Source organism: Parendozoicomonas verongulae (genome assembly GCF_009711465.1).
GTDB lineage: Bacteria > Pseudomonadota > Gammaproteobacteria > Pseudomonadales > Endozoicomonadaceae > Sansalvadorimonas > Sansalvadorimonas verongulae.
Map to the genome: position 1 here is coordinate 1 of NZ_SMME01000767.1, position 12,405 is coordinate 12,405.

At 50.9% G+C, this 12,405-nt stretch carries 10 protein-coding genes; 5 read left to right on the forward strand and 5 right to left on the reverse strand.

What is annotated here, in order from left to right; genetic code table 11:
• Positions 1-8 precede the first annotated feature (8 nt).
• Genes E1189_RS05910 through E1189_RS05920 form a run of 3 tightly spaced genes read left to right on the forward strand, consistent with a single transcriptional unit; the run spans position 9 to position 3,456 of the window.
• The gene (locus E1189_RS05910; RefSeq protein WP_155159120.1) at positions 9-596 is read left to right on the forward strand and encodes a LemA family protein; all 588 of its coding nucleotides are present in this window, start codon (positions 9-11) and stop codon (positions 594-596) included.
• A 30-nt stretch (positions 597-626) separates the two neighbouring features.
• Positions 627-2,516 (forward strand): M48 family metallopeptidase, encoded by a 1,890-nt coding sequence (locus tag E1189_RS05915; RefSeq protein WP_155159121.1) that lies wholly within the window; start codon positions 627-629, stop codon positions 2,514-2,516.
• Positions 2,517-2,541: 25 nt separating this feature from the next.
• A complete protein-coding gene (locus E1189_RS05920) occupies positions 2,542-3,456 on the forward strand; it encodes an alpha/beta hydrolase (RefSeq protein WP_155159122.1) in 915 nt (304 codons plus the stop codon).
• Between the two features lie 57 nt (positions 3,457-3,513).
• Here E1189_RS05920 and E1189_RS05925 read toward each other — a convergent pair whose 3' ends face one another.
• The 3 genes from E1189_RS05925 to E1189_RS05935 form a co-directional block, all read right to left on the reverse strand.
• Positions 3,514-6,105, reverse strand: a complete 2,592-nt coding sequence (locus E1189_RS05925; RefSeq protein WP_155159123.1) for a bifunctional aconitate hydratase 2/2-methylisocitrate dehydratase — start codon at positions 6,103-6,105, stop codon at positions 3,514-3,516.
• 348 nt (positions 6,106-6,453) lie between these two features.
• Positions 6,454-7,788 (reverse strand): hypothetical protein, encoded by a 1,335-nt coding sequence (locus tag E1189_RS05930; protein WP_155159124.1) that lies wholly within the window; start codon positions 7,786-7,788, stop codon positions 6,454-6,456.
• Between the two features lie 256 nt (positions 7,789-8,044).
• Positions 8,045-8,896, reverse strand: coding sequence for a universal stress protein (locus tag E1189_RS05935; protein WP_155159125.1), 852 nt, complete (start codon positions 8,894-8,896; stop codon positions 8,045-8,047).
• Positions 8,897-9,160: 264 nt separating this feature from the next.
• Here E1189_RS05935 and E1189_RS05940 point away from each other — a divergent pair, with 264 nt between their 5' ends.
• On the forward strand, positions 9,161-9,787 hold the full coding sequence (locus tag E1189_RS05940) for a MiaE family protein (protein ID WP_155159126.1): 627 nt from the start codon (positions 9,161-9,163) through the stop codon (positions 9,785-9,787).
• Positions 9,788-9,841: 54 nt separating this feature from the next.
• Here E1189_RS05940 and yghU read toward each other — a convergent pair whose 3' ends face one another.
• Together yghU and E1189_RS05950 are read right to left on the reverse strand one after the other, a co-directional pair.
• Positions 9,842-10,711 (reverse strand): glutathione-dependent disulfide-bond oxidoreductase, encoded by an 870-nt coding sequence (gene yghU / locus E1189_RS05945; protein ID WP_155159127.1) that lies wholly within the window; start codon positions 10,709-10,711, stop codon positions 9,842-9,844.
• A 74-nt stretch (positions 10,712-10,785) separates the two neighbouring features.
• Positions 10,786-11,652, reverse strand: coding sequence for a M23 family metallopeptidase (locus E1189_RS05950; RefSeq protein WP_155159128.1), 867 nt, complete (start codon positions 11,650-11,652; stop codon positions 10,786-10,788).
• 302 nt (positions 11,653-11,954) lie between these two features.
• Between E1189_RS05950 and E1189_RS05955 the strand changes: the two genes are divergently transcribed.
• Complete coding sequence (locus E1189_RS05955) at positions 11,955-12,299, forward strand: J domain-containing protein (RefSeq protein ID WP_155159129.1); 345 nt, start codon at positions 11,955-11,957, stop codon at positions 12,297-12,299.
• The last annotated feature ends 106 nt before the right edge of the window (positions 12,300-12,405 follow it).

Genomic DNA, 12,405 nt, shown 5'->3' on the forward strand with positions numbered 1-12,405 from the left:
GATAAAAAATGGATATTTCTTTACTTGTATTGATAGGCCTGCTGGTTGTCGTTGTTGGCGTAATAGTGAGTGTTTTCAACAACCTGGTGAGTAAACGTAATGTCTGGCAGAACGCGTTTTCCCAGATTGAAGTACAACTCAAACGTCGCTACGACCTGATTCCCAATCTTGTGGAAACCGCCAAGGGGTATATGAAGCATGAGCAGGAAACCCTGGAAAATGTCATCGCTGCCCGGAACCAGGCGTCCCAGATACTGAAAGCTGCAGCCGGTGGTAAGGGAGATATTGCCAGTATCCCCGGCGCTGAGAAAGCGCTGGCCGGTGCACTGGGGCAATTGAACGTAGTGATGGAGAGCTATCCTGACCTGAAAGCCAGTGCCAATATGCAGCAGCTTACCGAAGAGCTGACCACTACGGAAAACAAAGTTTCCCGCGCCCGCCAGTTTTATAACGACGCTGTGACCGACTACAACACCTACCGCCAGTCTCTGCCCGCTGTGATCTTCGCAGGCACTTTTGGCCACACCAGTGATGCCAGTTTGCTTGAGTTTGAAGACAGCCAGCAAATGCAGGCCGCACCGAAAGTCAGCTTTTAAGAACAATCGTCTGGATTCGGAGCGGTCAGTATGAACTTCTTTCAGTGGCAGTCTGATGCCCGGCGCAAAACCGGGCTGTTGATTGTGCTTATGGCGCTGGCTGTGTTCAGCCTTGTGGTTATGAGCAATCTCTTATACGTGGCGTTTCAAGCCTACAAAAGCCCCGATACACCCTGGACACAGTTTCTCACCCTGAGAAGTTTTCTGGTGTCTTTTGTGGTGATTGGTTCTGTCGTGCTGACAGCCAGCGTGATAAAAACCTTTATGTTGGCCAGTGGTGGGGGCAGGGCTGTGGCCCGTTCACTGGGTGGTCACCCTGTAGAACCGGGCACAGATAAATTCTATGAGCGCCGCTTGCTTAATGTTGTGGAGGAAATGTCTCTGGCTTCAGGTATGCCGGTGCCAGCAGTGTATGTGCTCCACGGCGAAACAGGCATCAATGCATTCGCAGCGGGTTACAGCTTTAACGATGCGGTGATTGGTGTAACCAAAGGCACCATGGAGCTGTTAAGCCGTGAGGAGCTGGAAGGTGTTATTGCCCATGAACTGAGTCATATCGTTCATGGAGATATGCGCCTGAATATGCGCCTGGTAGGCATCGTGTTCGGTATCACTATGTTGGCAGAGATGGGCTATTTTATGATGCGCTCTGCAGGTCACTCCCGGTCGAAGGATTCCGGGCCTGTGGTTATGGGTGGTCTGGGTTTGATGGTGATAGGCTACAGCGGCGCATTTTTCGGCAATATGATCAAGGCCTCCATCAGCCGGACGCGGGAATTTCTGGCAGACGCTTCCGCTGTGCAATACACCCGCAACCGGGAAGGTCTGGCCACAGCCTTGCAAAAGGTGGGCGGCTTTGCCCATGGCTCCCTGCTGGAATCCCCCAAGGCTCAGGAAGCCAGCCATATGATGTTTGGGCAGGCAGTGTCCAGCGCTATGTCGGGTATGTTCTCCACCCATCCGCCCTTGGAGGAGCGTATCCGCAAACTGGACCCTCAGTGGGATGGCACCTTTGTTACCCCTGAACCTATTGAGGCTGATGCAGCCAATGAGCAGAAGCAGGCCGGGGCAGTGTCTGAAACAATCTCAGGGCTGGCCGCTGGTGCCGCAGTGGTCAGCCATTCCCTCAATGCCATTGGCAAACCTGCCGCTGCCCATCGCAGACAGGCGGCAGCTTTGCTGGACAAGCTCCCTGTCAGACTTGTGGACGCCTGCCGAAAAAGAGAAGATTTTCCGGCTATTGCCATGGCACTGATTGTGTCCGAAGAGGGGGAGGCCTTTGATCGTCAGCTTGAGATCCTGAATAAGCATTTTGACCAGACGGTGGTAGCTCGCACTCTTGCGTTCCATGAAGATCTCGCCAAGTGTGGCGTAGAAGATCAGCTGCCCGTGCTGGAGCTGGCGTTATCCCATATTGCGGATATGACTCTGGAGCAGCACACAACGCTCATGCGGGTTTTGTACGCCATGAGCCGCGCCGATGGTAAAACCAGCCCGTTAGAGTGGTCTCTGATCACCATTATCAGCCACTACTGCGACAAGGTATCAGAGAAGGTTGCCCTGTCTCGCCCATTCCATAGCCTGCAGCCTGTCAGGGAGGAGGCAGTGCTGGTGATCAGTGCTCTGATCTCTATGTCGGGGATGAACCGTGAGCAGCGGATCACCTGTTTTGAGCAGGTGACAGCCACATTCAATTTCATGGATGTCAGGCTACAGGGGCAAATAAGTTACAAACACTTGCAAACAGCCCTTAAGCAGCTTAATCGTCTGTGCCCTGAAGCTAAGCAGGAGCTGTTGGCTGCTTTATGTACCTGTGTAGAATTTGATGGTCAGGTGGTGGCTGAAGAAGCCCAGGCACTGCGGGCGATGGCTCTGGTGATGGAGTGTCCGATGCCACCGATTTTATCTCCGTCTCAATGAAAGCCAGGTACCGAGGAAGCCCGTGATGTTCATAATGCTAAAAACCATCAGCCGCTGGCTGCTTGCCTTATTTGTTCTCGTTGTTGCAGTTGTGCTGGCTGGTGCCTGGTATTTCTCCGGTGAGCTTCTCAACCCCAAACGTTATCCCTGTAATATTGAACACTATGTTTTTTGTGAAACACCTGCCCAGATTGGTCTCGATTATCAGGATATTGAACTGGAAGCTTCGGACAATGTGCGTTTGAGTGGGTGGTTTATTCCCGGAACCCGTGAGGATGCAGGCATTGTCCTGATACATGGCCGTGGAGCAACCCGCCACGAAGGGCTGCGGGATGCTATTGCTCTGGGGAAACAGGGTTTTCCCATGGTGATGATTGATTTACGTAACTCGGGCAAGAGTCAGCCAGGTTTCAATTCCATGGGGTTCCACGAAACCAAAGATGTTCACGCTGCAGTGGCATTCTTGCGTAACCAGGGCATTGAGAAGGTAGGCGTTGTGGGCTATTCCATGGGAGCATCCACATCGATTCTGGCGATGGCAGAAAACCCCGCCATTCGTGCTGGCTGGTTTGATTCAGGGTTCACCAGCATTGATGACATTATTCAGGAGCGGGGCCGGGAGGATTATGGAATACCCGCTGTTGCTCAGTTTTCTCGGCTGGTTCGGTGGTTGTATGAGATACGTGGTGATCTGGACACCGAGAAAACCCCCATTGATGTAATTGCCAGTATTGCTCCCAGGCCGGTGATGATTGTCCATGGCACGGCCGACAGGGTTGTGAGTGTTGTCCATGGACGAGCACTTTATCAGACTGCGGAGGAGCCTAAGTCCTATTGGGAGATTCCAGAAGGGCGGCATACGCGCAGCTATCAGGCAGATAAAAAGAAATCAGCACAGCTGATCGGTGGCTTTTTCAGGGATAACTTGTCGGGAATATAAAGAGGAAAAGCCCGATCAAAACAGGATCGGGCTTTTTGTTTTGTATACCACTAACAATTAGCTGGCTTTAGCAATAATGGCATCCGCCGCCTTCTGGTAGCTTTCGACCTTATCGAAGTTAAGATAGCGGTACACATCGGCAGACATACTGTCCAGATTCTGAGCGTATTCCATGTACTCGGACACTGTAGGAATCTTACCAAGAATCGCACCCACCGCAGCCAGCTCTGCAGAGCAGAGATACACGTTGGCACCATCGCCCAGACGGTTCGGGAAGTTGCGGGTAGATGTCGACAGTACTGTTGCACCAGCATTCACCCGGGCCTGGTTGCCCATGCACAGGGAGCACCCGGGAACCTCAGTACGCACACCAGCCTTGCCGTAGATGTTGTAGTAGCCTTCTTCCATCAGCTGGTCTTTGTCCATCTTGGTGGGAGGACTCATCCAGAAGCGGGTTTTCAGGGGCTCCTTGTTCTGATCCAGCAGCTTACCGGCAGCACGGAAGTGGCCGATATTGGTCATGCAGGAACCCAGGAAGACTTCATCCACTTTGTCTCCGGCCACATCAGACAGGGTGCGGGCATCGTCAGGGTCGTTGGGCGCACACAGGATAGGCTCCTTGATATCGGCCAGATCAATTTCGATGATCTCTGCGTATTCGGCGTCAGTATCCGCACGCATCAGCTCAGGGTTTGCCAGCCACTCCTCCATCTTCTGGGCACGACGCTCCAGAGTCCGGGGGTCGCCATAACCTTCACTGATCATCCACCGCAGCATGGTGATGTTGGAGGTCAGGTATTCGGCTACAGACTCTTCGGACAGCGTGATAGTGCAGCCTGCAGCGGAACGCTCGGCTGAAGCATCGGACAGCTCGAAAGCCTGCTCAACGGTCAGGGATTCCAGACCTTCAATTTCCAGTACCCGACCAGAGAAAGCGTTCTTCTTGCCAGCTTTTTCTACGGTCAGCAGGCCCTGTTTGATACCGTACAGGGGAATGGCGTGAACCAGATCCCGAAGGGTGATACCGGGCTGCATCTCACCCTTGAAACGCACCAGAATGGACTCAGGCATATCCAGAGGCATAACACCGGTTGCCGCCGCAAAAGCTACGAGGCCGGAACCTGCTGGGAAGGAAATGCCCATGGGGAAGCGGGTGTGGGAATCGCCACCGGTGCCCACAGTGTCAGGAAGCAGCATACGATTCAGCCAGCTGTGGATAATGCCGTCGCCGGGACGCAGGGCTACGCCGCCACGGTTCATAATAAAGTCTGGCAGGGTGTGCTGCATTTCCACATCAACAGGCTTGGGATAAGCGGCAGTGTGGCAGAAGGATTGCATTACCAGATCGGAGGAGAAACCCAGGCAGGCCAGATCTTTCAGCTCGTCACGGGTCATAGGGCCAGTGGTGTCCTGGGAGCCTACGGTGGTCATTTTGGGTTCACAGTATTGACCGGCGCGTACGCCTCCAACGCCGCAGGCTTTACCCACCATCTTCTGGGCAAGTGTATAACCCTTGCCGGAATCGTTAGGTGCTACCGGGCGACGGAATACGTCGGTGGCTGGCAGGCCGAGGGACTCACGGGCTTTCTCGGTCAGGCCACGGCCGATAATCAGGTTGATACGGCCACCGGCCTGCACTTCGTCCAGAATGACGTCGGATTTATAGCTGAACACGGAGATGGTTTCACCGGCTTCATTCAGCACCTTGCCTTCGTAAGGGCGGATGTCGATCACATCACCCATGTTCATCTTGTCCACTGGCGCTTCAAACACCAGGGCACCGGCATCTTCCATAGTGTTGAAGAAGATAGGGGCAACTTTGCCACCGATACATACACCACCGCCACGCTTGTTAGGCACGCCGGGCATATCATCACCGAAGAACCACAACACAGAGTTGGTGGCAGATTTGCGGGAAGAACCGGTACCCACTACGTCACCCACAAAGGCAACGGGCAGACCTTTGGCCTTGATCTTATCAATCAGATTCATAGGACCGGTGACACCGTGCTCTTCGGGGGTGAGGCCATCGCGAGTCATCTTATAAGCGGCGCGGGCGTGCAGAGGAATATCCGGACGGGACCAGGCATCAGGAGCCGGAGAGAGGTCATCGGTGTTGGTTTCACCGGTCACCTTGAAGACAGTCATCTCGATACTGTCAGCAACTTTGTTGCGCTTGGTAAACCACTCGGCATCAGCCCAGGACTGCAAAACAGACTGTGCATTAGCGTTGCCGTTTCTGGCTTTCTCTTCCACATCGTGGAAGGCATCGAACATCAGAAGAGTGTCTTTGAGTTCGGCAGCAGCCTGTTCCCCAAGAGCAGTGTCGTCCAGCAGTTCAACCAAAGTTGTGATGTTGTATCCACCATGCATATTACCCAAAAGGGCTACGGCTTTTTCTTTATCCACCAGTGGTGATGTGGTTTCACCAGACACAATGGCAGCAAGGAAACCAGCTTTTACATACGCGGCCTCATCAACACCGGGAGGAATACGGTTTTCCAGAAGGTTGAGCAGGTATTCGCCTTCGCCTGCGGGAGGGGTTTTCAGAAGCTCAATCAGGCTGGTGACCTGTTCTGCATTCAGGGGCTTGGGAGGTACTCCTTCCAAAGCACGTTCTTCGACGTGTTTGCGATACGCTTCTAGCATTATTTACCCTCATCAAGTGACCTGCTGGACGGGATTGCCTGACCTGCCATCCATCACCCACAGGTATCTGTGGCGGTGTTCACTCTGGCGAGGTGGGTCATAGCTGACCCAGGGTAGAGAAGACAGGGCACGGTGTGGACTATGGTGAACCCAACCTATAGCACTCCCGGTTATGGTAAGAGCGGTGCCTGTCTGGCAATCCAGTCCGAGGCAGCGCCTCGTTACTGAATTCGTCTTGTTATCGGCGCTGAAAGTATAACCGAACGAGTTGTTACAAGTTAAGTAAATGCCGAGTATGTCCGGCATATTTTTCGTGAATAGTACCTGTTTCCAAAACCTCAACAGACCCTAAGAGGGTGCTGGATAAATTTTATCTCCCAGAAAAGCTGTCCATCTATCCAGATAAAGAGCAGCAGCCAGCCAGAACAGGTCGTGTGCAGCGCGGCTGATGGCACGTTTGTAAGGATGCAACTCTTTAGGCTGGGTGTGGTGAATCGCCGCCAGCTGCTGCTCAGTAACGGGTTGTGGAATGTCTTCTGTCAGCACCGTAATTTTCGGTAAACGGCTGTGTTCTACCTGGGAGTTCCAGTCAAACAGAATCAGGCCGTGCTGATCGTCCATCATAGCGGCAAATTCCTGGTGAGAGCGGCTCTGGCCGGGCGTGAGTGCAAAGTAGGGCAGTGGGTCATCCTGCTCACTGAAAGCCGACTCCAGATAGGCTGGGAGGCTGGCGATAACAGAGCGGGATAATGGGTTGAGTGAATACTCTGTTAATGGGGCATTGTACATCACCTGGTCTGTCCACCAGAGTATCGGATAAGGAGCAGAGTACTTGGCAACCAAAATTTTCTGGGTGTAAGTTTTGCCTTTCCACGCTCGCATATAAAGGCGGCTGGTGCCGGCTTCCATCACCGGGTACAGGCGAATATGGCTAACCCCCATAACTAGTGCTGTGTGAATCAGCGCCTGCCAGGCCGTTTTATCTGGCTGTCTGGATAAGCTTATTGTATCTGGCTGTCTATCTAAGGGAACGATATCGATCACCGGTTCAAAATTGCCATCGAACAGTGGGCTTTGCAGATAAACTTCTGCCAGCTTGTTCAGTTCCTGTTCTTCAAACTGTATTTTCTGTTGAGTGATTTTCAGCGGTGAACTAAGCAGGAGTAGGTTGGTTGTGATCTGCTTCCAGGGCAGAACGTGGGCAGGCAGCTGGGCAAGCAAGGTGGATAAATTTCCCGACAGGTGCCTGCCGTGAAGGTAGGATTGCAGCCACGGGGAAATGTTGGTTAATACAAACGCCCGATATAACCCGCTGGCCATGGATTCGGCACTCAGTACCTGTGTTAATGTACGTGCAGAGAGAAGGTGCCATAGCGTACCTTTGGCGTCCGGTTGCCAGAAGCGGTTGTTTGAATGCTCACTGGGCAGGCTGGTTTTATCAAAAGCGTAATTCATAAGAGGGCGGGCGACGACGGCAATGGTTACCCCCAGCGCTATATTTTTCAGGGTTTCTCCTTCGTAGGCCAGTTTATTGAGTAATCCGCGCTGTTGAAAAGGTGGCGGGGGGAGATCCATATTACGGAACAGGTAATCAGGAATCCACGGGGGAATGGACAGTATGTTTTTATATTGATTTTTCGTTTTTCTGATGTGGACATCACTGAGGGCGCTCCAGTCAGCCATACCCTGGTAGCTTTCATTGGCCAGCAAACTTATGCTGAGACCCAGTAAGCCCAGTCCAAATAAATAAAAAGTACAGGTGCGGGAAAAGAACCTACTCAAAAACATCGATGGAACCTCATCCTTTGCGGCAAAGTCAGTGCACGGTATCTGGCGAAGATGCGAGTTTAGGATGGGCTTGGATAAACTTCCTGCTCTGGGGAGGAATGTAGAAAATAAGCGCCCGAAAACGACCGTTTTCGGGCGAAAGGTGTGACATTTAACGGATTACGTTCTCCAGCGGATCCATGAGGTCTCTGGGCTTAACCGTGAGAACATCACACTCTACATGCTGCAGAATCTGTTCAGCGGTATTGCCCAGCAGGGCTCCTTTCAGACTGGTATTGGCAACAGTCCCCATAACAATCAGTGAAGCGCCCAGTGTTTTAGAGAGTTCCGGGATAAACACTTCTGCAGGGCCTTCATCCACATGAATAGCTTGAGAGTCGATGTCATATTTATCTGCGAGGGACAAACAGTTGTTCTGGTACAGGCTTTGGGTCTGTTCTTCGGTCTCTTCACCTGCCAGCATCATACCAGGATGTGCACTGCCCATATGGCATTCGGCTTCCGCCAAACCGGAAATATTAGCGGCATACTCCATAATCACGTTATTAAGGATTTCATGGTTGCTGTCATTGGGGCAGGCATCAACTGCCGCAAGAATTTTCTGGCCCATCCAGCTTGCTGTATTTTTCACCAGTAGAACCGGCACACGGCATTGACGCAACAATGCCCAGTCTTCCGGAGTTGAGACAATACTGCCGATACCCTTGGCTTCTTTGCTGGCTTTCACAACAAGGCTACAGCGTTCCATCTGACGAACGTGGATAATGGTTTCCACGGCACTGTTGTGCCACTGTTCGCTTCCAGAAATCTCCAACCCTGCATCAATATGGGGTTGGAGCATGGCATCCAGGCGGGCGCGAGATGCTTCATTAGCATGGGGATTTGGCGCCAGGGCAATAATCGGTGTATCTGTGGCTTTTGCAATCAGGACGGCCCGGTTCAGGGCAATACTGGATTCTTTGCGGGTATCTACAACCACCAACATTTTTGTCAGAGTTCGCATACTGATCTCCCGATAATGTGTTTTTTCTTGGTTTCTTCAGCTCTTGGCTGCAGATTTTATAGAGTAGAAATGTAAATTTATGTTAGCTGGAGCTGGTGATGTGTCTATTGATATATATCAATTTTCAATGGTGTAATTCATACACTTGTTTGAAAAAAAACAAACTAACCAGTAAACGAGTAAATAATGACTGCTAGCCAGTGATGTGTCATGTACCATGCCAAAAAAAACAGAGTAAACAACAGTAGCAGTGGGGAACAGAGTATGGCCGATCAGAGTCAGTGGTCGTTACCAGAACGGGATGAGTTTCTGTTATGTGCAACGCCCCGGGCGTGGCTGGATAAGGCTGTTCAACAGCTGGATATTTTACTGATTGATCATGCTAACTGTGAGAAAAAGGCTGCTGCCACGGCAGTGAATCTGATGTTCCGCTATACCGAACATCTTGATTTACAGAATCGTATGTCCCGCCTGGCACGGGAAGAGCTACGGCACTTTGAGCAGGTTCTGGCGTTGCTGAAGAAAAGAAACATTGCCTATCGTCCTCTGACCGCTTCAAACTATGCCGGAATAATGAGGGCTGAGGTACGTACCTATGAACCAGTGCGGATGATTGATACGCTGGTTGTAGGAGCCTTTATTGAGGCCCGCAGCTGTGAGCGTTTTGAGGCTATTGCGCCCTTATTGGATGATGAGCTGAAGACATTTTATTTGTCGTTGTTAAAGTCGGAAGCGCGGCACTTTCAGGATTATCTGACTCTGGCGATGAATGCTGCGGGTTATGACCTGGCGGATCGTATAGCTGTATTCGCTGAGGCCGATCGACGGGCGGTTGAAGGTTATGATACTGAGTTTCGCTTCCACTCTGGAATACCAGCAGATCGTTGTTGAATTGACCAGAGTCTGCCCTGACGAGCTTCCCGTCAGGGCAGACTCTAAAGGTGATTATGCGCTTTCCAGCTTGTCTTGAGTCTGAGTCTCGAAATCACTTGCGGCGTGGCGTTCATGAAGCTGCGACGTCAGCTCACCCCATGTACGGTTTACCATACGACCTCTCTGCACGGCAGGGCGATTGGCAATGTCCTGCGCCCAACGCACTACATGCTTGTAGCTATCCACATCCAGAAACTCTGCCGCTTCATAGAGAGCACCATTGACCAGTGCGCCATACCATGGCCATATAGCTATATCCGCGATAGTGTACTCATCTCCGATAATGTAGCGATTGTTGGCCAGTTGGCGATCCAATACATCCAGCTGGCGCTTCACCTCCATGGCGAAACGATCGATGGGGTATTCAAATTTTTCGGGAGCATAGGCGTAAAAATGACCGAACCCTCCCCCAAGATAGGGAGCGCTTCCCATTTGCCAGAACAGCCAGGATAAGCAGTCTGCACGCCCTTTGGTATCTGTGGGAATAAATTTTCCAAACTTCTCTGCCAGGTGCATAAGGATGGAGCCGGATTCAAAGATACAGATCTCTTCTTCGCCGCTTTTATCAACCAGCGCCGGGATTTTTGAGTTGGGGTTTACATGAACGAAACCACTGCTGAACTGGTCGCCCTCATTGATTCGGATCAGATAAGCATCATATTCCGCTTCTGTAATACCCAGCTCCAGTAATTCTTCAAACAGAATAGTGACTTTTACACCATTGGGCGTAGCCAGAGAATAGAGCTGGAATGGGTGTTTACCTTGAGGCAGTTCTCTATCGTGAGTGGAGCCGGCGACAGGGCGGTTGATATTGGCAAACTGGCCGCCGTTGCCAGGGCACCATGCCCAGACTTTGGGCGGCACGTAGGTGGAATCAGCCATAAAATGAGTCCTATGACAATGTTGATGGGGCAGTCAGATTAACTGCACAGGAATGCTGCCCAAGGTTTACATATTCAAAGACGTAAGAAAAGGCGACGGGTGTCATTCATAAACTGAACAGGATTTACAGGGATGCTATCAATATGGACGCCCCAGTGAAGGTGAGGGCCTGTCACCCGGCCAGTCGCTCCGGTTAAAGCGATTTGCTGGCCTTGTTTTACATTCTCTCCTTCTTTGACTTGAATATCCGACAGGTGGAAGTAGCTACTGGATACGCCCCAGCCATGCTCAATCACAATATGGCCACCGGTATACCAGTTTGATTGCGCCATTTTCACTATGCCGCTGTGGGGAGCCTGAACCGGCGTACCCTCTGCAGCACGAAGATCGACTCCGGTATGACGGCCTTTCAGTTGTTCGTTATAGAGCCTGCGAATACCAAAGGGGCTGGTGATTTTTTTGAAAGGAACGGGCTCGATAAATGCGCTGGTCAGTGGTGTCTCGGAGTGTTGTGTTTTCAGGGCAGCGGCGATTTCCTTTCGCTCTTTATTAATGCGTTTGAGAGCATGCTCTGGCGGTGTGACCAGATCCGGGTTCACGGAAAGAGGCTCAACAGGATAATCCGGCTCCAGTGTGGTCAACTTAATGGCTGGATATACTTTCCCTTCCGTTGAGTGAATGGTAATAGCTTTCTTGTGATTACCGGATGTTGCTTCCAGTGGCGTAGCAAGAATGACCAGGCAGTGATCTGCATAAGTGGGATGTGCATGGGCAGTCAAGGTGTGCCCATCGCAGCTAACGGTACATTGTTTGTGGGGGCAGGGGAGGGCAAGGAACAGGGCTTCTCCGCTCTTTAAGGTTTGGGTGGGAGTCTCTCCGCCGGAAAGCTGGGAGAGAGAAAGAGAGAGCAGCGTCATCAGCAGTCGGCCTATCCAAGTCATTATTACTTATTCCCAGCATAGATGTTGCCGGAAAGCGTAGTTGTTATTGCCAGGCCATCATGTCTCATCCCTATCATTAAGCGTATAGAGCCTATGTTAAGTACCCGGACCTGCGGAAACTGAAGGTTATTTTTCAGTAGCTGCTGATTATGCTGTTTTTGGTTATTCTATGTTTTAATACTTTGACTTAGCTCGCCTATAAACTCTGAGAATTCACAATTCAAAGCAGAGCGGAACTTTTTAGCGACATACATTATCAAATAAAAAATATATTACTCAAAGCTAAGAAGGAAATGTTACTTATGAATAGATTTATCGCTAATGTTATTAAGGCTGCTTCATCCATTACCGGGCTGGATTCAGATACTATAGTTAAATCGGTCACTGCTTATGGCAGGATGGTTTCAAAAAAATGGAATACTCTGCATTATTATCAAGGCGGTTTTGAAAAGGAAATGACAAGAAGGGAGGCAGGGCAAATTCTAGGAATAAGCCCGTTATCAGACAGAAAGAAAATCGAAACTGCCCATCGTCGATTAATGTTCATAAATCATCCGGACAAAGGCGGATCTCCCTATCTTGCTTCAAAAATAAATGAGGCAAAGGATCATTTAATTAAAAAGGCTGGAGCTGGATTCAAGCAATAAGTATAATCGACTGAAATTTCAGCTAGATCTACATAACGACTCCCTCAAAATACCATACCTGTCTGCCTCTGAGGTCTGGAACCCAAAATGGCTTGTGCTGTCGATA